At 69.5% G+C, this 25,443-nt stretch carries 21 protein-coding genes; 15 read left to right on the forward strand and 6 right to left on the reverse strand.

Going from position 1 to position 25,443, the window contains the following annotated elements; genetic code table 11:
* Nucleotides 1-7 precede the first annotated feature (7 nt).
* Nucleotides 8-880, reverse strand: coding sequence for an amidohydrolase family protein (locus tag OG819_RS43325; protein ID WP_266631252.1), 873 nt, complete (start codon nt 878-880; stop codon nt 8-10).
* Entirely contained in the window at nt 880-1,797 is a 918-nt protein-coding gene (locus OG819_RS43330; protein ID WP_323139425.1) for an SDR family oxidoreductase, read from the reverse strand. Before OG819_RS43330 ends, OG819_RS43325 begins: the two co-directional genes overlap by 1 nt.
* A gap of 291 nt (nt 1,798-2,088) precedes the next feature.
* On the opposite strand from OG819_RS43330, the gene OG819_RS43335 reads away from it, so the two are divergent.
* The 6 genes from OG819_RS43335 to OG819_RS43360 all read left to right on the forward strand — a co-directional run bounded on the left by OG819_RS43335 (nt 2,089) and on the right by OG819_RS43360 (nt 8,305).
* Nucleotides 2,089-2,517 (forward strand): MarR family winged helix-turn-helix transcriptional regulator, encoded by a 429-nt coding sequence (locus tag OG819_RS43335; protein ID WP_266631250.1) that lies wholly within the window; start codon nt 2,089-2,091, stop codon nt 2,515-2,517.
* Entirely contained in the window at nt 2,514-3,314 is an 801-nt protein-coding gene (locus OG819_RS43340; protein WP_266654842.1) for an IclR family transcriptional regulator, read from the forward strand. The genes OG819_RS43335 and OG819_RS43340 overlap by 4 nt, the downstream gene beginning before the upstream one ends.
* 405 nt (nt 3,315-3,719) lie before the next feature.
* Nucleotides 3,720-3,899 carry a hypothetical protein gene (locus OG819_RS43345; RefSeq protein WP_266654844.1) on the forward strand — a complete coding sequence of 60 codons (180 nt, stop codon included), beginning with the start codon at nt 3,720-3,722 and terminating at the stop codon, nt 3,897-3,899.
* A 104-nt stretch (nt 3,900-4,003) separates the two neighbouring features.
* Nucleotides 4,004-5,260 carry a transposase gene (locus OG819_RS43350; RefSeq protein WP_323139426.1) on the forward strand — a complete coding sequence of 419 codons (1,257 nt, stop codon included), beginning with the start codon at nt 4,004-4,006 and terminating at the stop codon, nt 5,258-5,260.
* 66 nt (nt 5,261-5,326) lie between these two features.
* Entirely contained in the window at nt 5,327-6,574 is a 1,248-nt protein-coding gene (locus tag OG819_RS43355; RefSeq protein WP_266655558.1) for an Ig-like domain-containing protein, read from the forward strand.
* Between the two features lie 345 nt (nt 6,575-6,919).
* Complete coding sequence (locus tag OG819_RS43360) at nt 6,920-8,305, forward strand: glycoside hydrolase family 16 protein (RefSeq protein WP_266654846.1); 1,386 nt, start codon at nt 6,920-6,922, stop codon at nt 8,303-8,305.
* Nucleotides 8,306-8,401: 96 nt separating this feature from the next.
* Here the strand turns inward: OG819_RS43360 and OG819_RS43365 are convergent, their stop codons facing one another.
* Entirely contained in the window at nt 8,402-9,313 is a 912-nt protein-coding gene (locus OG819_RS43365; protein WP_266654848.1) for an AraC family transcriptional regulator, read from the reverse strand.
* A 146-nt stretch (nt 9,314-9,459) separates the two neighbouring features.
* Here OG819_RS43365 and tkt point away from each other — a divergent pair, with 146 nt between their 5' ends.
* From tkt to OG819_RS43400, 7 genes are all read left to right on the forward strand, one after another.
* Entirely contained in the window at nt 9,460-11,535 is a 2,076-nt protein-coding gene (gene tkt / locus OG819_RS43370; protein ID WP_266654850.1) for a transketolase, read from the forward strand.
* Nucleotides 11,536-11,554: 19 nt separating this feature from the next.
* Complete coding sequence (gene tal, locus OG819_RS43375; RefSeq protein WP_266631238.1) at nt 11,555-12,700, forward strand: transaldolase; 1,146 nt, start codon at nt 11,555-11,557, stop codon at nt 12,698-12,700.
* A gap of 182 nt (nt 12,701-12,882) precedes the next feature.
* The gene (zwf, locus tag OG819_RS43380; protein ID WP_266634878.1) at nt 12,883-14,445 is read left to right on the forward strand and encodes a glucose-6-phosphate dehydrogenase; all 1,563 of its coding nucleotides are present in this window, start codon (nt 12,883-12,885) and stop codon (nt 14,443-14,445) included.
* Complete coding sequence (gene opcA, locus OG819_RS43385) at nt 14,442-15,377, forward strand: glucose-6-phosphate dehydrogenase assembly protein OpcA (RefSeq protein ID WP_266631231.1); 936 nt, start codon at nt 14,442-14,444, stop codon at nt 15,375-15,377. Before zwf ends, opcA begins: the two co-directional genes overlap by 4 nt.
* The gene (pgi, locus tag OG819_RS43390; RefSeq protein WP_266654852.1) at nt 15,370-17,019 is read left to right on the forward strand and encodes a glucose-6-phosphate isomerase; all 1,650 of its coding nucleotides are present in this window, start codon (nt 15,370-15,372) and stop codon (nt 17,017-17,019) included. Before opcA ends, pgi begins: the two co-directional genes overlap by 8 nt.
* Before the next feature lie 29 nt (nt 17,020-17,048).
* Nucleotides 17,049-18,077, forward strand: a complete 1,029-nt coding sequence (gnd, locus tag OG819_RS43395; protein ID WP_266655560.1) for a phosphogluconate dehydrogenase (NAD(+)-dependent, decarboxylating) — start codon at nt 17,049-17,051, stop codon at nt 18,075-18,077.
* A gap of 5 nt (nt 18,078-18,082) precedes the next feature.
* Nucleotides 18,083-18,688 (forward strand): histidine phosphatase family protein, encoded by a 606-nt coding sequence (locus tag OG819_RS43400; protein WP_266654854.1) that lies wholly within the window; start codon nt 18,083-18,085, stop codon nt 18,686-18,688.
* A 172-nt stretch (nt 18,689-18,860) separates the two neighbouring features.
* Here the strand turns inward: OG819_RS43400 and OG819_RS43405 are convergent, their stop codons facing one another.
* The 3 genes from OG819_RS43405 to OG819_RS43415 all read right to left on the reverse strand — a co-directional run bounded on the left by OG819_RS43405 (nt 18,861) and on the right by OG819_RS43415 (nt 22,805).
* Nucleotides 18,861-19,820 carry a hypothetical protein gene (locus OG819_RS43405; protein ID WP_266631225.1) on the reverse strand — a complete coding sequence of 320 codons (960 nt, stop codon included), beginning with the start codon at nt 19,818-19,820 and terminating at the stop codon, nt 18,861-18,863.
* 249 nt (nt 19,821-20,069) lie between these two features.
* Nucleotides 20,070-21,872, reverse strand: a complete 1,803-nt coding sequence (locus OG819_RS43410) for a sugar phosphate isomerase/epimerase and 4-hydroxyphenylpyruvate domain-containing protein (RefSeq protein ID WP_266654856.1) — start codon at nt 21,870-21,872, stop codon at nt 20,070-20,072.
* Between the two features lie 57 nt (nt 21,873-21,929).
* Nucleotides 21,930-22,805, reverse strand: coding sequence for a shikimate dehydrogenase (locus OG819_RS43415; protein ID WP_266631221.1), 876 nt, complete (start codon nt 22,803-22,805; stop codon nt 21,930-21,932).
* 157 nt (nt 22,806-22,962) lie between these two features.
* Here OG819_RS43415 and OG819_RS43420 point away from each other — a divergent pair, with 157 nt between their 5' ends.
* Nucleotides 22,963-23,628, forward strand: coding sequence for a TetR family transcriptional regulator (locus OG819_RS43420; protein ID WP_266427976.1), 666 nt, complete (start codon nt 22,963-22,965; stop codon nt 23,626-23,628).
* A gap of 303 nt (nt 23,629-23,931) precedes the next feature.
* Nucleotides 23,932-25,284 (forward strand): MFS transporter, encoded by a 1,353-nt coding sequence (locus tag OG819_RS43425; RefSeq protein ID WP_266631218.1) that lies wholly within the window; start codon nt 23,932-23,934, stop codon nt 25,282-25,284.
* Nucleotides 25,285-25,443: the final 159 nt, after the last annotated feature.

The raw sequence follows: 25,443 nt of genomic DNA on the forward strand, positions 1-25,443 counted from the left end.
TGGCCCCTTACGGTGTCAGCCCGAGCAGACGGGCGGCGTTCTCCTTGAGGATCTTCGGCTTGACCTCGTCCTTGATCGTCAGCTTGTCGAAGTCGGCGAGCCAGCGGTCGGGGGTGAGCACGGGGTAGTCGGAGCCGAAGAGCACCTTGTCCTTGAGCAGCGTGTTGGCGTACTGGACGAGCTGGGGCGGGAAGTACTTGGGTGACCAGCCGGACAGGTCGATGTGCACACCCGGTTTGTGGGTGGCGACGGCCAGCGCCTCGTCCTGCCAGGGGAAGGAGGGGTGCGCCAGGATGATCTTGAGGTGCGGGAAGTCGGCGGCGACGTCGTCGACGTGCAGGGGGTTGGAGTACTTCAGGCGGATACCGCCGCCGCCCGGAACCCCGGCCCCGATCCCCGTCTGCCCGGTGTGGAAGAGGGCGATGGTGCCGGTCTCCTCGATCACCTCGTACAGCTCGTACGCCACCGACCTGTCGTTGGGGAAGAAGCCCTGGATGCTGGGGTGGAACTTGAAGCCCTTCACCCCGTACTCCTCGACCAGCCGCCGGGCCCGCTTCACGCCGGCTCTGCCGCGGAAGGGGTCGATGGAGGCGAAGGGGATCAGCACGTCGGGGTGGGCGGCGGCGGCCTCGGCGACCTCCTCGTTCGGGACGGGCGCTGTTCCGGTGGCGGATTCGGCGTCCACCGTGAAGATCACAGCGGCCATCCTGCGCTCGCGGTAGTACGCGGCTGTCTCCTCCAGGGTGGGTTTCCGCTTGCCCTCGACCTTGAAGTAGGCGCTGGAGGCCGCGTGCAGATCGTCGTCGAGCGAGGCCTGGCCCTGCGAGGACACCTCCGCGTGGGTGTGGACGTCGATCGCGACGAGTTCGTTCAGGTCCATCACGCCTCCGGGAGCTTCGGCGCGGGGATCCCGACGGTCTGCGGCTCGGCGCCGACCGACGTGGCCCAGGCGTCGGCCAGGGTGTCGGGGGTCCAGCCGCCGTCCGCGTACGCCGCCCTGATCTCCTGCGGGTGCGACCAGAGCGTCACCTTGTCACCGCCGATGCCGATGGCCTGGCCGGTGACCCCGCGGGCGGCGTCGGAGGCGAGAAACGGGACGAGGGCGGCGCAGTCCTCGGGGGAGCCGAAGCCCTCGCCCTTGCGCAGGAAGTCGGGCAGCGGCTCGCCGTTCCTCATGGCCTCGACGTAGGGGGCGAAGGCGGGGATGGTCTCGGTCATCGCGGTGGCGGCGACCGGCACGATCGCGTTGACGGTGATGCCCGCGCGGCCCAGCTCCATCGACCAGGTACGGGCCATGGCGGCGATGCCGGCCTTCGCTGCGGCGTAGTTCGTCTGGCCGAAGTTGCCGCGCTGTCCGGCCGGCGAGCCGACCAGGATCAGGCTGCCGCCCTCGCCCTGCTCGCGCATGCGCACGGCGGCGGCGCGGGCGCAGGTGAAGGTGCCCTTCAGATGGGTGGTGATCACCGCGTCGAAGTCCTCGTCGGTCATCTTCCACAGCACCTTGTCGCGCAGGATGCCCGCGTTGGTGACCAGGATGTCGAGCCGCCCGAACTCCTGAACCGCGCGGGCGACGAGCCGGTCGGCCGCCTCGGTGGTACCGACCGGGACCACCTCGGCCACGGCCTTGCCGCCCGCCCCGGTGATGGACTTCACGGCCTGCTCCGCCACCGCCTCGTCGACGTCGTTGACGACCACGCGGGCACCGACGGCCGCGAGGGCGCGTGCGTAGGCCAGGCCGAGGCCACGGCCGCTGCCGGTGACGACGGCCACCTTGCCGGTGAGATCGATGCTGGGCACGAGAGGTCCCTTCGACGCTGAGGGTCCAGAGCGCGGCTTGCGACGCCGGGCTGCGGCTACGGGATCGAAGCTAAGGACAATAATTGTTGACGTCAATAGTTGTTGCCGTCTCGTCCGTGCGGCATGCTGTGCGGAGTACGACGTGATGCTGTACGCGGTACGGCATCACGTGCCCGGCACGAAAGAACCGCCCCGCCCGGGGCCCGGCCCAGGGAGCCCGTCATCGCAGGCCAGCAGCACGCCACCAGCCCGGCCACCGGTCCCGCCCCCATCGACGCCCAGGAGCCGTGGATGCGCGGACTGCACGCGGACACCGGCTATCTGCTGTACCGGCTGGGCCTTCGCTCCGGGCAACTGTTCAACACCTTCCTCGAGGAGTCGGGGCTGCGGTTGCGCCACTACGCGCTGCTGCGCTTCCTGGCCACCTCCGAGGGCGCGCTCCAGCGGGAGTTGAGCTCGCGGCTCGGCTACGACCCGAGCGCGATCGTCGGACTCGTCGACGACCTGGAGAAACTCGGTTTCGCCGAGCGCCGCCCGTCGCCGGACGACCGGCGCAGCCGGATCGTGGTCCTCACGGAGGCCGGCCGGGCGTTTTTGCGCGACACGGACGAGGCGGGCCTGCGCGTCACGAACGACCTCCTCCAGCCGCTCGACCCCGCCGAGCGGGCCGTCCTGCACACGCTCCTGCAACGGGTCGCGGAAGCCGAACTGAACTCATGACCACACTGTCCGCGCCCGACCGTCTGCTCGCGGTGCTCGCCTCCTTCGACCACGAGCACCCGGCACTCTCCCTGACGGGAATCAGCCGCCGGGCCGGACTGTCCCTCACCACCGCGCACCGGCTGGTGGGCGCCCTCACCGACTGGGGCGCGCTGGAGCGGGATGCCGACGGCGTCTACCACGTGGGCCTGCGCCTGTGGGAGGTCGCGGCCCTCGCACCCCGCGGCCTCGCTCTCCGTCAGATCGCGCTGCCGTACCTGGAAGACCTCTACGAGGCCACGCACGAGAACGTGCAGATGGCGGTCCGCGACGGCTCCGAGGTCGTCTACATCGAGTGGATCTCCGGACGCTCCGCGGTCGGCGTACGCATCCAGGTGGGCGCCCGCTGGCCGCTGCACGCGACGGGCGTGGGCCTCGCACTGCTGGCCCACGGTGACCCGGCGTTCCAAGAGGCCTACTGTTCGAGGCCGCTGGCCGCATTCACCCCGCACACCATCACCGACGGGGCCCGCCTGCGCCGCGCACTCGCCGAAGTCCGGCGCACCGGCGTCGCGGTGAGCAGCCGTCAGGTCACCGACGACGCCCTGTCGGTCGCCGCTCCGGTGCGCGGCGCGGTCGGCACGGTGGCAGCCGCGATCTCCGTCGTGGTCCCCGAACACGATGCCCAGGTACCGGCGTTGATTCCGGCGGTACGGCTGGCGGCGCGGGGAATCTCCCGGGCACTCGGCTGGCAGCCGGAGGCACGCGCCGAGTTGGACACCGACCATCCTCCGCGGCGGGCCCGTATGGACAGATGATCGAGCCGGGCCTCGCGCGAGCCGGACCCGTCAGCTGGAAAGCGCCGCCAGCAGCCGTCGGTCCCGTGGCGTCGCTGCGCTGTCGAGGCGCGCGTCCAGGAGTCGCCTGGCCACGTCACACAAGCCTGCCGCCACCGGGCCTTACAGCAGCGACTCCTCGACGACCTCGCGCTGTACGGGATCGGCGCCCGCGGGCCGCTCCACGACCTCGCGCGACAGTGTCGATGGCGTCCGCCGCGGGCACCTTCCCGCTCCGGCTGGTGCTCAGCCTGGCCCGCCGCTGCAGCGCCCCCGAGTCGACCGGGGCCCGCACCCCGGTCACCCGCCCGGGACGAGCTGCGCGGACCACCGTTTTCGTACGGCGACGGGGTCGTCCAGCGCCTTGTGCCAGGAGAAGTGCGCGCGGTGGACGGCACCGCGGCCCGGCCTGGACGCCTAGGCATCGAACCCGTCACAGCCCGCCACCGCGTACCCCGGCGCGAAGCCAGGGTCGAGGGCGACCGCGCGCCCGAAGGCGTCCTCGGCTCCGGCCCGAGCCTTCAGGACCTGGTCGAGTCCGGAGTGTCGATGACCCAACCGGCCTGAATTTCAGACTGGTTGGAGAACTTGCGACGCACGATCGATCCGTCACCCGATCCAGTGATCGATCTCGAACCTGCGGTGGCGTCTCGTGCAGGTGTGTACGTTCGGTGATCGTGAAGCTGGTGGTGCAGGTCAAGCTGGAGCCGACGCCCGTGCAGGCAGCGGCACTTGAGGCAACCCTTGCTGTCTGCAATGAGGCAGCGAACTGGCTGTCGGAGCAAGCGTTCACGCGCGAGGTGGCCTCCCGCAGGGCCCTGCAGGGTTTCGCATATGCCGACCTGCGGGCTCGCGGCCTCTCGGCACAGCCCGCCCTGCATGTGCTGCGGAAGGTTGCGGACGCGTATGCCACGCTTCGGGCGAACCTGAAGGCCGGGAACCTGGGCAGGCCCGGCTCGAAGCGGCACGAGAAGGCGACGGGCAAACCGATCGTCTTCCGGTTGGGCGCGGCCCAGCCGTTCGACGACCGCTGCCTGTCATGGCAGATCCCCGACCGAATGGTATCCATCTGGACCGTGGCTGGTCGGGTCAAGAACGTGTCCTTCACCGCCTCGCCGGAGCAACTTGCCCACTTGGCGCTGCACCGTCGCGGTGAGTCGGATCTGCTGTACCGGGATGGCACATGGTTCCTCAACGCCACCTGCGAGGTGCCCGAGGCCGAGCTGAACACCACCCCGGTGGACTTTCTTGGTATTGACCTGGGCATTGTGAACATCGCCACCACCAGCGACGGCGAGATCATGGCCGGACGCGAACTCAATCGCACCCGTCTGCGCGAACGCGGCTTGCGGGCCAAACTACAGAAGAAGAGCACCCCGTCCTCCAAGCGACGCCTGAAGAAGCGGCGGCACAAGGAGGCACGGCGTGCGAAAGACATCAACCACAAGATCGCGAAACACGTGGTGGCTGAGGCAGAACGCACCGGTCGCGGTATTGCCCTGGAAGACCTCACAGGCATCCGCGAGCGGGTACGGCTTCGCAAGCCCCAACGGGCCACCCACTGCAGCTGGGCCTTCGCCCAGCTGGGGACGTTCATCGCGTACAAAGCTCGCAAAGCCGGGGTGCCAGTGGTGTACGTCGATCCGGCGTACACGTCCCGCACCTGCGCCGAGTGCGGGCACGCAGCCAAGGCGAACCGGGTCTCACAGGCCCGCTTCGTGTGCCGGTCCTGCGGATTCGTTGATCATGCAGATCGGAATGGCTCCCGCAACATCCGCGCCCGTGCGTGGGAGTTGTGGCGACGCGGGGTCGAGTCAACGGCCCCTGTCCCAACTGGCGATCACGCCTCCGTGGGACTGGACGCGAACGTAGCATCACAGCCAGCGATGTCCGTTGCGCAAGCCCGTCACTTCTTGACAGGTAGTTGACAGAATCACCCCAGGAAAGAGGCGCACCATGCGATCGCACTGGTGGTCAACACAGGAAGGCATGCTCTGGGCGTCTCTGAGATATCGAACCGGTCCGAGCGGGCCGACAGACGGCCTGGGCGAATGTCGCGTCGTGGGGTCCTGGCCGTGCTCGGTACTGTGCCGGCAGCTGTACTGACAGGCTGCAGCGGCTCCGCGGACGCCTCGGAGGGAACGGACGCGAAGGCGGGCGCGAGCACAAAAGCCGAGGTCAAGACTCCGACCGTGACCGTCACCCCGGCCGACGGCACGAAGAAGGCCGGTTTCACGAGCCCGGTCGAGGTCACCGTCAGCGACGGCACGCTCGCGAGCGTCGAGGTCAGCGGAAACGACGGCTCCACCCTGGCGGGATCCTTCAATGACGCCCGTACGAAATGGACGTCCACGAAAAACCCTTACTCGGGCACCAAATACACGGTCACGGCCACGCCCAAGGGCGCCGCCGCGCAGAGCGCGAGCTTCGTCACGAAGCAGCCCTCGGACACGTTCGTGGGCTATTTCACGCCCGAGGCGAATTCGACCTCCGGTGTCGGTATGCCCGTCTCCATCAACTTCACCGAGGCCGTGAAGGACCGGGCCGCCGTGGAAAAGGCGATCACAGTGACGGCGGAGCCCTCGGTCGAGGTGGTCGGCCACTGGTTCAGCGACACACGGCTCGACTTCCGGCCCGAGGAGTACTGGGCCGCGGGCACGAAGATCACGCTGAGCCTGCGCCTGAAGGACGTCGAGGGCACGACCGGCGTCTACGGCACCCAGTCCAAGGACGTCACCTTCCACATCGGCCGCCGTCAGATCAGCACGGTCGACCTGGCGAAGAAGACCATGACCGTCGAGCGCGACGGCTCCACCCTCGCCTCCTACCCGGTGAGCGGCGGCGACGCCGACCACACCACCTGGTCCGGGATCATGGTGATCAGCGAGCGCTTCAAGCAGACCCGGATGGAGTCCTCGACCGTCGGGCTCGGCGACGAGTACGACATCTCGGACGTCCCGCACGCCCAGCGCCTGACCACCTCCGGCACCTTCATCCACGGCAACTACTGGGCCTCGACCTCGGTCTTCGGCTCCACCAACACCAGCCACGGCTGCGTCGGTCTGCACGACGCCAAGGGAGCGAACGACAGCTCCGTACCGGGCTACAAGTTCTACGCCGCCTCGATGCTCGGCGATGTCGTCGTCGTCAAGAACTCGGGCGAGAAGACCGTCGAGGCGTCCAACGGCCTCAACGGCTGGAACCTGTCCTGGGCGGACTGGAAGGCGGGGAGCGCCCTCTAAGGGCTGTCCCGTAATCCCCGGCGGGCGCACGACGACAGCTACGGCACCTCGCCGCGTTGCCGGATCGCCCGAATACGCCCGGTATGAGGACGACCCTCCGCCTTGCGATGCACCGCATCTGACGCCGCGCGCTGATCCACCGGGGATTACGGGACAGCCCTTAGGCCCTGTCGGCGCAGCCTCGGCCGTCCCAGCTTCAATGCCTGAACTCCCGTACAGGGAAAGGAGTTTCTCGGCTTTACCTCTTGACGGTCGGAGTAGCAGAGAGCACATTGGCCGCGCACCTTGCTTGAGAGCGCTCTCAGCAGCACCCGCGCACCCCCACTCCGTACCGAAGAGGCATTCATGAGTGAACCCTCCGGCACACCTGTCAGACGTGGCCCCCTGCGGCGCGTCATCCTGGCCGCCGTCGGCACGCTGTCCCTGGCCGTGGCCGCGGTCCTCCCCGCGAACGCGTCCGCGCCCACTGCCCCGGCCGGCTGGTCCCAGGTCTTCGTCGACGACTTCACCGGGGCGGCCGGCTCCGGCGTCAACACCTCCAACTGGCAGTACGACACGGGCACCAGCTATCCGGGCGGCGCCGCCAACTGGGGCACCGGCGAGGTCGAGACGATGACCTCCAGCACCAACAACGTGGCGCTCGACGGCAACGGCAACCTTTTGATCACCCCGCGCCGGGACGCCTCCGGCAACTGGACCTCGGGCCGTATCGAGACCACCCGCACCGACTTCCAGCCGCCCGCGGGCGGCAAACTCCGCGTCGAGGCGCGGCTGCAGATGCCGAACGTGACCGGCGCTGCCGCCAAGGGCTACTGGCCCGCCTTTTGGACGCTGGGCGCGCCCTACCGCGGCAACTACCAGAACTGGCCGAGCGTCGGCGAGCTGGACATCATGGAGAACGTCCAGGGCCTCAACACCGAGTGGGCCACCATGCACTGCGGCACCAACCCGGGCGGCCCGTGCAACGAGACCAGCGGTATCGGCGGCAACACCCCGTGCGCCGGCACCACCTGTCAGGCCGGCTTCCACACCTACGCCATGGAGTGGGACCGCTCCACGAGCCCCGAGGAGATCCGCTTCTACCTCGACGGCGTCAACTTCCACACGGTCAAGGCGAACCAGGTCGACGCGACCACCTGGGCGAACGCCACCAACCACGGCTACTTCGTCATCCTGAACGTGGCGATGGGCGGCGGTTTCCCCGACGCGTTCGGCGGCGGTCCGGACAGCGGCACCGAGCCCGGCCACCCGCTGGTCGTGGACTACGTCCAGGTGCTGCAGGCCAGTGGGAGCGGTACCACGCCCCCTCCGACCGGCAACCGTGACGCCTACAGCGCCATCCAGGCCGAGTCGTACGACAGCCAGTCGGGCACCAGCACCGAGGCCACCACGGACACCGGCGGCGGCCAGGACATCGGCTCACTGGCCAACGGGGACTGGGCGCTGTACAAGGGCGTCAATTTCGGCTCCACGGCGGCCACGCAGTTCATCGGGCGCGTGGCGAGCGGTGCGGCGAGCGGCGTCAGCGGCCTGGTCGAGGTGCGCCTCGACAACCGTACGAGCACGCCCATCGGCAGTTTCGCGGTGGGCAACACCGGCGGCTGGCAGAGCTGGCGGACGGTCCCGGCCAACATCAGCGGCGTCACCGGCACCCATGACGTCTATCTGACCTTCACCAGCGGCCAGCCGGCCGACTTCGTGAACGTCAACTGGTTCGACTTCGGCCACTGACGAGGAGGTTCCTCGGCGAGCGGTACGAGGAGTGAAGGGGCGGGCCCGCGGGCCCGCCCCTTTTCTTCGGTACGGACCCTTTTCTTGGGCACCGACTCAGCGCAGCTCCGCCCGGAACACCACCGGGCTCGTCCCCGTGTGCTGGTGGAAGAACTTGGAGAAGTTCGCCGAGTCCGGGAAGCCCACGGCGACGCCGATGCGGCCGATGGGCATCTCCGTGTGGGCCAGCAGCCGCTTGGCCTCCAGGACCACCCGCTTGTCGATGAAACCCTTGGGGGTCTCACCGGTGGCCGCGCGCACCGCGCGCACCAGGGTGCGGCGGGAGTAACCGAGCGCGTCGGCGTAGGCGCTGACGCTGTGGTTGGTGGCGAAGTCCTTCTCGACCGCGTCCCGGAAGCGCGTGAACGTGGTGTCGGTCTGCTCGCGGGCCGCCTCGGCCGAGCTGGCCGCGAGATGGGCGAGGCGCAGCAGGAACGCGGTGAGGGAGTGCCGCAGCACCGAGGTGTGCAGGCTGAGCGGCAGCGTGGTGGTGTCGACGTACTCGCGTTCCAGCTGGGCGAGCGAGTGCTCCAGGGCGGCCAGCTGGGCGGCGTCTGGGCGCAGCAGCGGGGGCTGGTCGTAGCGGTAGAGACCGGTCGCCTCGACGGTGGTCCGGGGGAGGAAGCCGGGCTGCATGATCAGGACGGTGCCGCGGTAGCGGTCGGTGCGGGAGAAGCGGTGCACCTGGCCGGGGCGGATCCACAGGATGTCGCCGGCGGACACGTCGTACTCGGCGAAGTCGATCATGTGTCTCACCGGGCCCTCGTGAAAGAGCATCACGATGTGGAAGTCGATGCGGTGCACCCGTTCCAGCGGGGCGTCCGCGTGCCAGACGCGCCCGGTCCCCATCTCGCCGACCTGCATACCGACGCCGGACAGGCTCAGATCGACCGGGAAGGGGAAGGTCCTGATCCCGTCCTGGGTGCCGTCTTCGCCCTGGACACCGCCTTGGGTGGTTCTGTCTGTCATGTCCCTCTCGCGTCGGCTCGCTCCAGCACTCCGTGTCCCACTTTCACCGAAGGCTGACACACGGGCACCTTCCCCGGCAAAAGTCAGACTTTTAGGTTTGAAGGCGTTCCACCAGCGATTCCAGATCCAGTGAGGACTTCTTGAAGATGAGTACGCAGAGCCCCGACGGCTTCGAATGGACCGAACTCGACCGCCGAGCCGTCGACACCGCTCGCATCCTGGCTGCTGACGCCGTGCAGAAGGTCGGAAACGGCCACCCGGGCACCGCGATGAGCCTGGCCCCGGCGGCGTACACGATCTTTCAGAAGGTGATGCGACACGACCCCGCCGACCCGGAGTGGACCGGCCGCGACCGGTTCGTCCTCTCCCCCGGTCACACCTCGCTGACCCTGTACACCCAGCTCTTCCTCTCCGGCTACGAGCTCGGACTGGACGACCTGAAGGCGTTCCGCACGCACGGTTCGAAGACGCCGGGTCACCCCGAGTACGGGCACACCGCGGGCGTGGAGACCACGACCGGTCCGCTCGGGCAGGGTGTCGCGAACGCGGTGGGCATGGCGATGGCCGCCCGCTACGAGCGCGGTCTGTTCGACCCCGAGGCGCCGGACGGCGAGTCGCCCTTCGACCACACCATCTGGGGCATCGTCTCGGACGGCGACCTGGAGGAGGGCATCTCCGCCGAGGCCTCCTCGCTCGCGGGCCACCAGAAGCTGGGCAACCTGGTCTTCGTCTACGACGACAACCACATCTCCATCGAGGGCGACACCGCCACCGCCTTCTCCGAGGACGTGCTGAAGCGCTACGAGGCCTACGGCTGGCACGTGCAGCGCATCGAGCCCTCGGCCGACGGCGACATCGACGTCCGCGCGCTGTACACGGCGCTGAAGGCGGCTCAGGCCGAGACCGAACGGCCCTCGATCATCGCGATGCGCACGATCATCGCCTGGCCCGCGCCGAACGCCCGGAACACCGAGGCCTCGCACGGCTCCGCGCTCGGCGCGGACGAGGTCGCCGCCACCAAGCGGATCCTGGGCTTCGACCCGGAGCAGACCTTCGAGGTCGCGGGCGAGGTCCTCGCCCACGCCCGTGCGGCCCTGGACCGGGGTGCCGAGGCGCACGCCGCCTGGGACAAGCGGATCGCCGAGTGGCGCACGGCGCAGCCCGAACGGGCCACGCTGTTCGACCGGATCGTCGCCGGCCAGCTTCCCGAGGGCTGGGAGGAGAAGCTGCCGGCGTTCGAGGCGGGCACGTCCGTCGCGACCCGCGCCGCCTCCGGCAAGGTCCTGCAGGCGCTCGGCTCGGTCATCCCCGAGCTGTGGGGCGGCTCCGCCGACCTGGCCGGCTCGAACAACACCACCATCGACAAGACGTCCTCCTTCCTGCCGAAGGGCAACCCTCTGCCGGAGGCCGACCCGTACGGCCGTACCGTCCACTTCGGCATCCGCGAGCACTCCATGGCCGCGGAGATGAACGGCATCGCGCTGCACGGCAACACCCGTATCTACGGCGGCACCTTCCTGGTCTTCTCCGACTACATGCGCAACGCCGTGCGTCTGTCGGCGCTGATGCAACTGCCCGTCACCTACGTCTGGACCCACGACTCCATCGGCCTGGGCGAGGACGGCCCCACCCACCAGCCGGTCGAACACCTCGCCTCGCTGCGCGCCATCCCCGGCCTGAACATCGTCCGCCCGGCCGACGCCAACGAGACCGCGATCGCCTGGGCCGAGATCCTCAAGCGGCACGCCACCAACCCCGCCCCCCACGGCCTGGCCCTGACCCGCCAGGGCGTGCCCACCTACGAGGCCAACTCCGAGGCTGTCAAGGGTGGTTACGTCCTGCGTGACGCCTCCACCGGGACGCCCGACCTGGTCCTGATCGCCACCGGCTCCGAGGTGCACCTCGCCGTCGAGGCGCGCGAACTGCTGGAGGCCGAGGGGATCGGCACCCGGGTCGTGTCGATGCCGTCCGTGGAGTGGTTCGAGGAGCAGTCCCCGGAGTACCGGGCGAGTGTCCTTCCGCCGTCCGTGAAGGCCCGCGTGGCGGTCGAGGCGGGCATCGGCCTGACCTGGTACCGGTACGTCGGTGACGCGGGACGCATCGTTTCGCTCGAGCACTTCGGCGCTTCCGCCGACGCCAACACCCTGTTCGCCGAATTCGGTTTCACCGCCGAGAACGTCGCCGCCGCCGCGCGGGAATCCCTCGCCGCCGCCCGCGGTTGATCCGATCGCACGAAAGAAGATGATCACTGTGACCGAAGCAACCGCGACCGCGGTAACCCTCAAGCGCCTCTCCGACGAAGGCGTCTCCATCTGGCTGGACGACCTCTCCCGCAAGCGCATCGCCTCCGGCAACCTCGCCGAACTCGTCGAGACCAGGCACGTGGTGGGCGTCACCACCAACCCCTCCATCTTCCAGGCCGCCATCGGCTCCGGTGAGGGGTACGAGGAGCAGCTCGCCGACCTGGCCGAGCGCGGCGTGACGGTCGACGAGGCCGTCCGGATGATGACCACGGCCGACGTCCGCGCCGCGGCCGACATCCTGCGCCCGGTGTACGACGCGACCGCCGGCCGTGACGGCCGGGTCTCCATCGAGGTCGACCCGCGCCTCGCCCACAACACCACCGCGACCATCGCCGAGGCCAAGCAGCTCGCCTGGCTCGTCGACCGCCCGAACGTGATGATCAAGATCCCGGCGACGAAGGCCGGCCTCCCGGCGATCACCGAGGTCATCGGCCTCGGCATCAGCGTCAACGTCACGCTGATCTTCTCCCTGGAGCGCTACCGCGAGGTGATGGACGCCTACCTGGCGGGCCTGGAGAAGGCCAAGGCGGCGGGCATCGACCTCGCCACCGTCCACTCCGTCGCCTCCTTCTTCGTCTCCCGCGTCGACAGCGAGATCGACAAGCGGCTGACGAAGGTCGGCACCGACGAGGCCCTCGCCCTCAAGGGCAGGGCGGCGCTCGCCAACGCGCGACTCGCCTACGAGGCGTACGAAGAGGTGTTCGCCTCCGGCCGCTGGACCGCGCTCGCTCCGGCCGGCGCCAACAAGCAGCGCCCCCTGTGGGCCTCGACGGGCGTCAAGGACCCCTCGTACAAGGACACGCTGTACGTCGACGAGCTGGTCGCGCCGGGCACGGTCAACACCATGCCGGAGGCGACGCTCAACGCCACCGCCGACCACGGTGACATCCACGGCGACGCGGTGACCGGCGGCTACGCCCAGGCGCGCGCCGACCTGGCCGCCGTGGAGAAGCTCGGAATCTCCTACGACGAGGTGGTCGGCCTGTTGGAGGACGAGGGTGTCTCGAAGTTCGAGGCGGCCTGGGGCGACCTGCTCGACGCGGTCGCGACCTCGCTGAGCGGCAAGGGAGTTGAAGGGGAATGACCAAGCGTACTGTGCCTTCCCGGGGGGCAACCCCCGGACCCCCGGCCGAAAAAGCAGGTCCGACGAGTCAGCCGGAGCGTGCTCGTGAGGTGGACTCCAGTGAATCGCTTCCCGACGGTATCCCGCAGGATGCGGCCGCCGCGCCGGAGGGACCTGGTGACACGACCGTGGAACCGGTCGGTGTGAAGGCGGAGGCCAAGGGCGACGGACCCGTTCCGGTGACGGAATGGGACAACCCGCTCCGTGACCGCCGTGACCGCCGCCTCCCCCTGATCGCGGGTCCCTCAGGACTCGTCATCTTCGGTGTCACCGGCGACCTGTCCCGCAAGAAGCTGATGCCGGCCGTCTACGACCTCGCCAACCGTGGTCTGCTGCCGCCGGGCTTCTCGCTCGTCGGATTCGCCCGCCGCGACTGGGAGGACGAGGACTTCGCCCAGATCGTGCACGACTCGGTCCGTGACCACGCGCGGACGGAGTTCCGGGAGGAGGTCTGGCAGCAGCTCGCCGAGGGCATGCGGTTCGTCCCGGGCACCTTCGACGACGACACGGCGTTCAAGCAGCTGCGCTCGGCCATCGAGGAGCTCGACGCGGCCCGCGGCACCAGCGGCAACTACGCCTTCTACCTCTCCGTACCGCCGAAATTCTTCCCGAAGGTCGTCCGGCAGCTCAAGAAGCACGGGCTCGCGAGCCCGCCGGAGGGTTCCTGGCGGCGCGCGGTCATCGAGAAGCCGTTCGGCCACGACCTGGAGAGCGCGCGCGAGCTGAACGCGCTGGTGCACGACGTGTTCGACCCGGAGCAGGTCTTCCGCATCGACCACTACCTCGGCAAGGAGACCGTCCAGAACATCCTGGCGCTCCGCTTCGCCAACCAGATGTACGAGCCGATCTGGAACCGGTCGTACGTCGACCACGTGCAGATCACCATGGCCGAGGACATCGGCATCGGCGGCCGGGCCGGCTACTACGACGGCATCGGCTCGGCCCGTGACGTCATCCAGAACCACCTGCTCCAGCTGATGGCGCTGACCGCCATGGAGGAGCCGATCGCCTTCGACGCCGAGTCGCTGCTGACCGAGAAGCTCAAGGTCCTCAAGTCGGTGAAGCTGCCGGAGAGCCTGGGCGAGCACACCGTCCGCGGCCAGTACGCGGCGAGCTGGCAGGGCGGCGAGAAGGTGCCCGGCTATCTGCAGGAGGAGGGCATCGACCCCCACTCGACGACCGACACCTACGCGGCCGTCAAGCTGGAGGTCGACAACCGTCGCTGGGCGGGCGTCCCCTTCTATCTGCGCACCGGCAAGCGCCTGGGCCGGCGGGTGACGGAGATCGCGGTGGTCTTCCAGCGCGCCCCGCACTCCCCGTTCGACTCGACCGCCACCGAGGAGCTCGGCCAGAACGCGATCGTCATCCGCGTCCAGCCCGACGAGGGCATGACGGTGCGCTTCGGATCGAAGGTCCCGGGTACGTCGATGGAGATCCGGGACGTCACGATGGACTTCGCCTACGGCGAGTCGTTCACCGAGTCCAGCCCGGAGGCGTACGAACGCCTGATCCTGGATGTCCTGCTCGGCGACGCCAATCTCTTCCCCCGTCACCAGGAGGTGGAAGAGTCCTGGAAGATCCTCGACCCGATCGAGGAGTTCTGGGAGACCCACGGCAAGCCCGCGCAGTACCCCTCGGGCAGCTGGGGTCCGAAGGAAGCCGACGAGATGCTCGCACGAGACGGACGGAGCTGGCGCAGGCCATGAAGATCGACCTGACCGACACCACGGCAAGCAAGATCAACAAGGCGCTCGTGCAGGGGCGCCGTGCCATCGGCACCCCCGCCGTGGGCATGGTCCTGACGATGGTCATCGTCACCGACGAAGAGAACGCGTACGACTCGATCAAGGCCGCCGAGGAGGCCTCGCGCGAGCACCCCTCGCGCACCCTGGTCGTCATCAAGCGGCACGCCCGCACCCCGCGCGACCGCACCACCTCGCGCCTCGACGCCGAGGTCCGGGTGGGCACCGACTCCGGCGCCGGTGAGACCATCGTGCTGCGGACCTACGGAGAGGTGACCGACCACGCCGACTCCGTGGTCCTGCCGCTGCTGCTGCCGGACGCGCCCGTCGTGGTCTGGTGGCCGGTGAACGCCCCCGACGTACCCGCCAAGGACCCGCTGGGCGCCCTCGCGCAGCGCAGGATCACCGACATGTACGCCGTCGAGGCGCCGCTCACGGCCCTGGAGGCCCGCGTCAACTCGTACGCGCCCGGCGACACCGACCTGGCGTGGACCCGGCTGACACCGTGGCGCTCCATGCTGGCCGCCGCACTCGACCAGGCCCGTACGAAGGTGATCTCGGCCGCCGTCGAGAGCGAGGCCGACAACCCGAGCGCCGAGCTGCTCGCCCGCTGGCTGGGCGCCCGGCTCGAAGTCCCGGTCGAGCGGGTCGTCACCGCCGGCCCGGTGGTGACCGCGGTACGGCTCGGCACGGAGAACGGCGAGATCGTGATCGACCGGCCCGAGGGCCCGCTGGCCACGCTGTCGCTGCCCGGGCAGCCCTCCCGCACCCTCGCCCTGAAGGTGCGCAGCACTTCCGAGCTGATCGCCGAGGAGCTCCGCCGCCTCGACGCGGACGAGATGTACGCCGTCGCCCTGCGGGGCGAGGCCACCAAGGAGACCCCCCGTCATGTCTGACTCCCCCAAGCTCACGCGGCGTCCGGAGTGGGTGGCCCTGGAGGACCACCGCGCGGACGGTCTGCTCCACCCGCGGCTGCGTGAGCTGTTCGCCGCCGATCCCGCCCGCGCGGAGCGCTATGTCGTACGGGTCGGCGATCTGCGGATCGACTACTCCAAGCACCTGATCACGGACGAGACCCTCGCCCTCCTCCAGGAACTGGCCACCGCCACCGATGTGTTCGGGCTGCGGGACGCGATGTTCCGCGGCGAGAGGATCAACGCCACCGAGGACCGGGCCGTGCTGCACACCGCGCTGCGGGCCCCGCGGAACGCCGTGATCGAGGTCGACGGCGAGAACGTCGTCCCCGGCGTGCACACCGTGCTCGACAAGATGGCCGACTTCGCCGAGCGGGTCCGCGCCGGCGAGTGGACCGGTCACACGGGTCGTCCTCTCCGCAATGTCGTCAACATCGGTATCGGCGGCTCCGACCTCGGTCCGGCGATGGCCTACGAGGCGCTGCGCGCCTTCACGGACCGTTCGCTGACCGTGCGGTTCGTGTCGAACGTGGACGGCGCCGATCTGCACGAGGCCGTCCGCGACCTCGACCCGGCCGAGACGCTGTTCATCGTCGCCTCCAAGACGTTCACCACCATCGAGACCATCACCAACGCCACCTCGGCTCGGACTTGGCTGCTGGACAGGTTCGACGGCGACGAGAAGGCCGTCGCCAAGCACTTCGTGGCGCTGTCGACGAACGCCGACAAGGTGGCGGACTTCGGTATCGACACGGCCAACATGTTCGGGTTCTGGGACTGGGTCGGCGGACGCTACTCCTTCGACTCGGCGATCGGCCTGTCGTTGATGATCGCGATCGGCCCGGACCGCTTCCGTGAGCTGCTCGACGGGTTCAGGATCGTCGACGAGCACTTCCGTACGGCTCCTGCCGAGGCCAACGCTCCTTTGCTGCTAGGCCTGTTGGGCATCTGGTACGGCAACTTCTTCGACGCCCAGTCGCACGCCGTGCTGCCGTACTCGCACTATCTGTCCAAGTTCACCGCCTACCTGCAGCAGCTGGACATGGAGTCCAACGGCAAGTCGGTGGACCGCGACGGCGAGCCGGTGGAGTGGCAGACCGGTCCGGTGGTGTGGGGCACGCCCGGCACCAACGGGCAGCACGCGTACTACCAGCTCATCCACCAGGGTACGAAGCTGATCCCGGCCGACTTCATCGGCTTCGCCAACCCGGTCGACGAGCTGGAGCCCGAACTCGCAGCCCAGCACGACCTGTTGATGGCGAACTTCTTCGCACAGACCCAGGCCCTCGCCTTCGGCAAGACGCCGGACGAGGTGCGCGCCGAGGGCGTGCCCGAGGAACTGGTGGCGCACAAGACGTTCAAGGGCAACCACCCGACGACCACGATCCTCGCGAGCGAGCTGACGCCGTCGGTCCTCGGCCAGCTCATCGCCCTCTACGAGCACAAGGTGTTCGTCCAGGGCGCGATCTGGAACATCGACTCCTTCGACCAGTGGGGAGTCGAGCTGGGCAAGGTCCTAGCCAAGCGGGTGGAACCAGCGCTGACCGAGGGCGCCGACGTGAGGGGCCTCGACCCCTCCACCGCCGCCCTCGTGGCCGCGTACCGCACTCTCCGAAAGAATTGAATCCTCACCCTTGCGAACAGGGTTGATTCCTGGCTCACACAGCCCAGCGGAACACCGTTCCGTCAGGTCTTACACGATCAACGCCAGCCGGGTCGAAACCTGCCCGGCAACATGCCAAGTTCTCGCATGTTGAGGCACGTAATCTACATCACACTCTGGAGCACCGCGAAGTGAACAACATGCAGCTCGGACTCATCGGCCTCGGCAAGATGGGCGGCAACATGCGCGAGCGGATCCGCCGCGCGGGCCACACGGTCGTCGGCTACGACCGTAACCCCGAGGTCTCGGACGTGAGCAGCCTCACCGAACTCGTGAGCGCGCTCGAAGGCCCGCGCGTGGTGTGGGTGATGGTCCCCGCCGGCGCCCCGACCCAGTCGGTCATCGACGAGCTCGGCGACCTGCTGGAGCCGGGTGACACCGTCGTCGACGGCGGCAACTCCCGCTGGACGGACGACGAGAAGCACGCGGAGGAACTGGCCGCCAAGGGCATCGGCTTCGTCGACGCGGGCGTCTCCGGCGGCGTCTGGGGCCTCAAGAACGGCTACGCGCTGATGGTCGGCGGCGACGCCGAGCACATCGCGAAGGTGCAGCCCATCTTCGACGCCCTCAAGCCCGAGGGCGACGCCGGCTTCGTGCACGCCGGCAAGGTCGGCGCGGGCCACTTCTCCAAGATGGTCCACAACGGCATCGAGTACGCCATGATGCAGGCCTACGCCGAGGGCTGGGAGCTCCTGGAGAAGGTCCACTCCGTCACCGACGTGCGTGAGGTCTTCCGCTCCTGGCAGGAAGGCACCGTCATCCGCTCCTGGCTGCTCGACCTCGCCGTCAACGCGCTGGACGACGACGAGCACCTGGAGAAGCTGCGCGGCTACGCGGACGACTCCGGCGAGGGCCGCTGGACCGTCGAGGCCGCCATCGACAACGCCGTCCCGCTGCCCGCCATCACCGCCTCCCTCTTCGCGCGGTTCGCCTCCCGTCAGGACGACTCCCCGCAGATGAAGATGATCGCGGCGCTGCGCAACCAGTTCGGCGGCCACGCCGTCGAGTCGGCGAAGTAACGACCATGGGCGACCTCCTGTTGGTCCGTCACGGTGAGACCGAGTGGAGCGTGTCGGGCCAGCACACCAGCTGGACCGACCTGCCCCTCACCCAGCGCGGCGAGGAACAGGCCAAGTCCCTCGCACCGCTGCTCGCCGGCCGGACCTTCGCCCTGGCCCTGACCAGCCCGCTCGGCCGCGCGGTACGCACGGCAGAACTCGCGGGCGTGTACGGGGCCGTGGCCGACCCCGATCTGCACGAGTGGGACTACGGCGCGTACGAAGGCATCACGACCGTCGAGATACACCGCACCCGGCCCGACTGGTTCCTGTGGAACGACGGCGTGCCGCCCGGCCCCGACGGCCGTCCCGGCGAGTCACCGGCGGAGGTGGCGGAGCGCGCCGACCGTGTGCTGTCCCGCGTCGGGCCGGCGCTCGCCGACGGCGACGTGATCCTCGTGGCACACGGCCACTTCCTGCGCGTGCTGACGGCCCGTCGGCTCGGGCTGTCCCCCGCGGACGGGCGACTGTTCCAGCTCGCGACGGGCACCGTCAGCCGGTTGTCCACCGAGCACGGGCATCCTGTGATCGCCGAGTGGAACACCACCGGAACTTCCGCGGCGGTTCGCTAGTTTCTACATTGCTGTAGAAATCGAAGAGGTCATGGTCCGCCCTCCGGGGCGGACCGGGCCTCTCCCAACGTATGGAGTTCTCATGGCCCTGTGGGACCGCATCAAGGAGTCCGCGTCGGTTCCCCACCGGTCCCGGCCGTGCCACCTCTGCGGCCGGGACACGTGAGGTGGCTCAGGCGCCGCGCGAGGAGCGCCTGCGCCACTTCACGAACTCCGCCTCCGGGTCGCCGGTGCACGACCAGGGCATCCGGCTGGCGCGCACCCCGAGGATCCGGAAGAGCGGGGCCGCGAGGTCGGGCAGGCCCGCGTAGCCGGCGGCGTGCGCCAGGTAGTTGAGGTCACGCACCTCCTCCGGTGCGGGCTGGCCGTCCGGGCGCGCGGTGATCCAGCGCTGCCAGGTGCGCCGTACGTCGTCGACGGCTCCGTCGTTGTTCCAGTGCCGGTCGAGATCGCCGGGCGCCTCCCCCCTGCCGTTCGCCCCGTCCTGAAGAGAGCGGTACTCCTCGACGCGGGCGAACTGCACCAGAACCGGCAGCGCGCAGCCCGGCGGGGCGACGGCCGCGGCGTCACGGGCGAAGTCGTACATCAAGCCGTGGGTGCCGTGCCAGCGCGCCGAGTAGTAGCGCAGCACATGGAGGTGGCCCTCCATCGTGTAGGGGTCGCGGGCATGCAACTCGTCCCACCAGCGGCCGAGTTCCTGGCGGCGCACCCCGGCGGTGTAGAGCCGGGCGACGGAGATGAGACAGATCCAGGGTGTGGGGTCCTCGGGGCAGGCCTCGGCGCCCTGGAGACAGGCCATCACCGCCTGGTCGACGCGGCGCTGTTCGACGGGTACGTGCCCGCCCGCGGCGGCGAGGGTGAAGGCCCTGGCCACCTCGGTCGCGGCCCGCAGGACCAGCGCGTCGGCGCTGCGGGGCTCCGCGGCGAGCCAGGACTCGACCAGCGAGTTGCCCGCGCACGCCGGCGCGAGCAGCCGGATCCGGTGGCCGCGCACGGACCACGCGGGACCGGTCACCCGCAGCAGATCACGCAGGCCCTGCCAGCGGCCGTTGGCGATGTCCTTGCGTGCGGTGGTGAGGCGCGCATCCCCGTAGTCGGGGTCGAAGTCGGGGGTGAAGCGGTCTCCCGGCATGGACTCCCTCTCAGAACGTGAAGCACTGAAACCGGCCTCGGAGCCGGAGGCCGATTGCTCCACGTCCTGGGCGGCAGACTGGGGGCGATGCCGCGCTGCCGCTGTGATCGGCCGACGGTCGCTCCGCAGAGGTGTTCCGCGGGTGGTGCGATGATAGCGGTGGTCATTGATGTTTCAATGTCAACTGACGGGTAATATGCGCCGCGCGGGGCTCAGATGAGCGGCCTCATGACATGACTGTGCTGTCTGTCAGCGCCCTGGTCGGCGCACCCTGTGCTGCGCGGCCAGCCGCACCGGGGCGTTCTGGGCTCCGTAGCCCCGGTAACCGCCGTCCCGCTGGACGAGTTCGAAGAAGACACGGCCGACCGTCTCCGTGTAGCAGTGGCGGAACTCGCCCTCCGCGTCGCGGTCGTAGAGGATGCCGAGTTCCCGGTACGCCGCCAGCTCGCCGTCGGCGAACTCATAGCGGGCGGCCAGGTCGTCGTAGTAGTTCGCGGGTATCGGCAGCAGCCGGCCGCCGGCCTCGCGGAAGCGGCGGGCCGCGGCGACCACGTCGTCCGTGGCGAGGGCGATGTGCTGGGCGCGAGCACCCTCGTCGGTGGGGGCGGGGCCCACACCGAGGGCGATCCGGACGCTGCCGTCGGCGTTGGTGACCGCGCGGCTGCGGTGCAGTCCGTACGGGTCGGCGACATCGACGCTGTCCTGCGCGCTCAGGCCGAGCACGCTGCGATGGAAGAGGGCCGCCTCGTCGAACTGGTGCCAGGGCTGGGTGAGGGCCAGGTGGTCGATGCGGGCCACGTGCTGCGGAAGTCGTTCGTGTACGACCGCCACGAAGTCGCCCGTCCAGCTCGTGAGTTCGGGGCGCCCGGGGTGATCCGTGACGCAGAAGAAGAGTTCGGTGCCGTCGGGGGCGGCCACCGCGTCCAACAGGGCGTCCTCGGGGGCACGGCGGCGGGGCAGGGCCGGGGCCAGGAGGGATTCGGCGCGCCGGGCCGCGGCGGCCGGGTCCGGGGACTCCAGGCCTACGGCGGCAAGGGAGGTGCCGTCGCGCCGGGCGGCCGGACCGGTGTTGACCAGGACGCGGGCCTCGCCCTGCTGCCAGAGGTCCACCGGCTTGCTGCGGTGCCTGGCCCTGCGGGTGAAACCGAGGGCGCCGAGGAGCCCGGTGACGGGTTCGGCGTCGGGGGTGACGAGTTCGGCGAAGGCGACACCGGTCGGCACCACGGGCACGGGCGGGGTCGCGAGTCCCGTCGCCTCCTGGAGGACGAGAAGGGAACGGCGCGCGTCCACGGCGGTCGGGCCTGCCTCGGCCTGCCGGAAGACGTCGTTGAAGACCTCGAGGGAGAGTGGTCCGCGGTATCCGGCACGCAGGACGTGTCCGAGGAACCCCGCGATGTCGAAGCCGCCCTGGCCCGGGAAGCAACGGTAGTGGCGGCTCCACTGCAGGACGTCCATCGCCATCAGCGGGGCGTCGGCCAACTGCAGGAAGAAGATCTTCTCGCCGGGGATGTCCTCGATGCCCTTGGGGTCGCCGCCCCGGGCGAGGATGTGGAAGCTGTCCAGGCATGTGCCGAGGGCGGGGTGGTCCGCGGCTTCGACGATGCTCCAGGCGTGGTCGTACGTACTCACATGGCGGCCCCACGCGAGCGCCTCGTAGGCGACGCGCATGCCGAAGTCCTGTGCGAGGTCGGCGAGCCGGCGCAGTTGGTCGGCCGCGAGCGCGTCGTCGTCCACGGCGCGCGGGGAGACGCTGGAGCACACCAGGACCGTGTCGGCCCCGAGGCGCCGCATGAGTTCGAACTTGTGCCGGGCGCGGCGCAGATTGCGGGCGAACTCCTCCTCGGGCACCGCTTCGATGTCCCGCATCGGCTGGTACAGATCGATGCTCAGACCGAGGTCGGCGGTGCGGGCCCGGATCTCCTCGGGCGTGAGGGGGCTCGCGAGCAGATCGTTCTCGAAGATCTCCACCCCGTCGAACCCCGCCCGCGCCGCGGCCGTGAGCTTCTCGGTCAGGGACCCACTGAGCGAGACAGTGGCAATGGACGTACGCACGTCGATACTCCTTAGCAATCGCTCCACAACCGGAGCCACCCCACCCATGAGGCGCCCTCAGCCACGAACACCCGCCGCACTCGCCAGCTCAGAGATGTCCGCCAGCATCCGAACCGCGTCCGGCTCCCGCCCCGTGAACAGCCGAAACGCGTCCGCGGCCTGGAACACGGCCATGCCCCCACCGTCCAACGTCGCGCACCCCAGCGCCCGGGCCGTACGCAGCAACTCGGTCTCGAGCGGCCGGTACACCACCTCGGCAACCCACAGACCGGGATGCAGCAGCTCGGCCGGGAAGGGGAGCCCGGGATGGGCCGCCATCCCGGTGGGCGTCGCGTGCACCACACCGTCGGCACGACCGAGAAGCTCCCCCAGCGCATCCGGCGTGGCGGCCTGTGCCCGCCCCGCGCCGAAGTGCAGGTTCAGCCCGGCGGCGAGATCCGCCGCCCGGTCCGGCATCGCGTCCACGACGGTGACGTGCCCCGCGCCCAGCGTCAGTACGGCATGGGCGACGGCCGCCCCCGCCCCGCCCGCGCCCAGCTGCACGACCCGCTCGAGCGAGACATCGGGCAGCCCGCGCGCGAAGGACGCCGCGAACCCGGTGACATCGGTGTTGTGCCCGATCGCACGGCCGCCCTCGAAGACGACGGTGTTGACCGCGCCGAGGGCCGCTGCCTGCGGAGCGAGCTCGTCGAGGTGGTCGATGACCAGCTGCTTGCAGGGGTGCGTGATGTTCAGCCCGTCGAAGCCGAGGTCCCGCGCGGCACGTACGAGGTCGCCCACCGCCTCCGGTCCGACGCCGAGCATGTCGATGTCGATCAGCCGGTACAGATAGCGCAGTCCCTGCCGGTCGGCCTCCCGCTCGTGCAGCGCGGGGCTGAGCGAGGGGCCGATGCCGGAACCGATGAGGCCGACGAGATAGGTATCCATGGTCACGGCGGACCTCCTGAGCGACTTACTAATGTACGAACTAGTACGTTAGCTATATCAGCATCCCGAGCCCACGGGAAGGCCCGCCCAGGAACCCGGGACCACCGCGACAGACCCTGCTTCTAGAATCGCGGGCACCGACCCCCTCGCCCGAAGGAAGCCGATGACCAGCGTCGAAGAACCTGCCCGGCCCATCGGGCGCACCCGCGACGCCGCCCGGACCAAGGCCGAGATTCTCGACGTGGCGACCCAGGAGTTCTCGCGCGCCGGCTTCGCCGGTGCCCGCGTCGACGAGATCGCGGCTCGCACCCGCACCACCAAGCGGATGATCTATTACTACTTCGGCGGCAAGGAGCAGCTGTTCACAGCCGTTCTGGAGCGTGCGTACTCCGAGATCCGGATGGCCGAACAGGAGCTGGACGTCGAGCACTTGGACCCGGTCGCGGCCATCCGCAGGCTCGCCGAGCTGACCTTCGACCACCACGAGGCCCACCCGGACTTCATCCGGCTGGTCAGCATCGAGAACATCCACGAGGCGGAGCACATCGCCGCTTCCGAGGAGCTCGGGACGATCGGTTCCCCCGCGCTGGAGGTGATCCGCCGGATCCTGGAGACCGGCCGGAGGTCGGGGCTGTTCACGGCCGACGTCGACGCCGTGGACCTGCACGCGATGATCAGCTCGTTCTGCTTCTTCCGGGTCTCCAACCGGCACACCTTCGGCGCCCTCTTCGGCCGTGACCTGGTCGCCCCCGACCAGCGCGAGCACTACCGGACCATGCTCGGTGACATGGTCATCGCCTATCTGACGGCGGACCGCACGGAGGACTGAGAACCGGAGGACCGGGACCGCGCTCCGCGCCCCGCTCCCGGGGCAGGCGTGAGGCACGGCGGGGAAAGCACCTTCAGCGCAACCTCTTGACACCTGGGAAACGTGGGCGCAACATCCGTAGCCATCCGCTACTAACTATCCAGTGGGTTAATTAGCCGGGCGCGTAACGTTGAGCAGACCTATCACCGTCAAGCAGACTCGTCGCATCCGGCACGGCCGACCCGTACACCCCAGGGCCCCGGCACCTCTCCCCTCCGCCACTCCGTCACTCCCTCCCCCGGAGTTCCTTCGAAGGAGCACGCCGTGTCCGTCCCCGCCGCCCCGCTCGACGCGCCATCCGGCCAGCCCCGGAAGGCAGCCATGGCCGCCTGGATCGGCAGCGCCCTGGAGTACTACGACTTCTTCATCTACGGCAGCGCCGCCGCCCTGATCTTCCCGAAGGTCTTCTTCGACGATTCGGACCCGGCCACCGCGACCCTCCTCTCCCTGGCCACGTTCGGTGTCGCCTACGCGGCCCGCCCGATCGGCGCGCTCTTCCTCGGCCACTTCGGCGACCGGGTCGGCCGCAAGAAGATCATGGTCTTCACGCTGATGCTGATGGGCCTGTCGACGTTCCTCATCGGCTGTCTGCCCACCCGCGCCCAGGTCGGCGGTATCGCCCCGGTCCTGCTCGTGCTCTGCCGCGTCCTGCAAGGCATCTCCGCGGCCGGTGAGCAGGCGAGCGCCAACTCCATGACACTGGAGCACGCGCCGCCGAACCGCCGGGGCTTCTTCACCAGTTTCACCCTCAGTGGCACCCAGGGCGGCCAGCTCCTGGCGACCCTGGTGTTCCTGCCGATCGCCGCGCTGCCCGAGGACCAGCTGCTCTCCTGGGGCTGGCGCGTACCGTTCTGGGCGAGCGTCGCGGTCACCGCGGTCGGCTACGTCATCCGCCGCACCCTGCAGGAGACCCCGGCCTTCACCCAGCAGGCCGCGAGTGAGGGCGTCCCCAAGCTGCCCCTCGTCGTGCTCCTGCGCGAGCACTGGGCGGACGTCCTGAGGGTCGTCGCGGGCGCCCTGATCGCCTCGGTCAGCACGATCTTCACGGTGTGGGCGCTGGCCTACGGGACGAGCGACTCGGTCGGGCTGTCGCGCACGCAGATGCTGTGGGTGGGCGCGCTCGCCAACGTCGTCGCCCTCGGCGCGATCCCCGCCTGGGCCACGCTCTCCGACCGCATCGGCCGCCGTCCGGTCTTTCTGATCGGCGCCACGGGCAGCGCCGTGCTGATGTTCGCCTACCTGTGGGCCATCTCCACCGGCTCGTACCCCCTCGTCCTCCTCTTCGGCATCCTCGCCTTCGGCGTCGTGTACAGCGCGGCGAACGGTGTCTGGCCGTCCTTCTACGGCGAGATGTTCTCCACCCGCGTCCGGCTCTCCGGTATGGCGATCGGCACGCAGATCGGCTTCGCCGTCGCCGGGTTCGCGGTCACCTTCGCCGCGCAGATCGCGGGTCCGGGCGGCAACGACTGGTCGTCCGTGGCGCTGTTCACCGCGGCCCTGTGCATCCCGCCGGTGCTCGCCGCGCTCACCGCCCGGGAGACGCACAAGGTGCCGACGGAGGATCTGGGCGAGCGGGTGCCCCAGGACGCCGCGAGGCGCGAGGCCGTGACCGCCTGACCGCTGACCGCGCTCCTCACTCCGGTCACTCAAGTCCCCGGCAGCCCCAGGCTGTCGGGGACTTGGCGGTTCTCGGGCCGGCGCGGTCGGCACACGGTTGACAGCTGACGCTTTCGGCAAGAAGATCAGCCGGAACAAGCGGAAAGAAACTGCGCGATT

The organism is Streptomyces sp. NBC_01549 (assembly GCF_026339955.1).
Lineage (GTDB): Bacteria > Actinomycetota > Actinomycetes > Streptomycetales > Streptomycetaceae > Streptomyces.

Coding starts and splice junctions, on each gene's coding strand:
- OG819_RS43325 (WP_266631252.1), bottom strand. CDS start 880: ATGGACCTGAACGAACTCGTCGCGATCGACGTCCACACCCACGCGGAG.
- OG819_RS43335 (WP_266631250.1), top strand. CDS start 2,089: ATGCGCGGACTGCACGCGGACACCGGCTATCTGCTGTACCGGCTGGGC.
- OG819_RS43340 (WP_266654842.1), top strand. CDS start 2,514: ATGACCACACTGTCCGCGCCCGACCGTCTGCTCGCGGTGCTCGCCTCC.
- OG819_RS43360 (WP_266654846.1), top strand. CDS start 6,920: ATGAGTGAACCCTCCGGCACACCTGTCAGACGTGGCCCCCTGCGGCGC.
- OG819_RS43365 (WP_266654848.1), bottom strand. CDS start 9,313: ATGACAGACAGAACCACCCAAGGCGGTGTCCAGGGCGAAGACGGCACC.
- tkt (WP_266654850.1), top strand. CDS start 9,460: ATGAGTACGCAGAGCCCCGACGGCTTCGAATGGACCGAACTCGACCGC.
- tal (WP_266631238.1), top strand. CDS start 11,555: ATGATCACTGTGACCGAAGCAACCGCGACCGCGGTAACCCTCAAGCGC.
- opcA (WP_266631231.1), top strand. CDS start 14,442: ATGAAGATCGACCTGACCGACACCACGGCAAGCAAGATCAACAAGGCG.
- pgi (WP_266654852.1), top strand. CDS start 15,370: ATGTCTGACTCCCCCAAGCTCACGCGGCGTCCGGAGTGGGTGGCCCTG.
- OG819_RS43400 (WP_266654854.1), top strand. CDS start 18,083: ATGGGCGACCTCCTGTTGGTCCGTCACGGTGAGACCGAGTGGAGCGTG.
- OG819_RS43405 (WP_266631225.1), bottom strand. CDS start 19,820: ATGCCGGGAGACCGCTTCACCCCCGACTTCGACCCCGACTACGGGGAT.
- OG819_RS43420 (WP_266427976.1), top strand. CDS start 22,963: ATGACCAGCGTCGAAGAACCTGCCCGGCCCATCGGGCGCACCCGCGAC.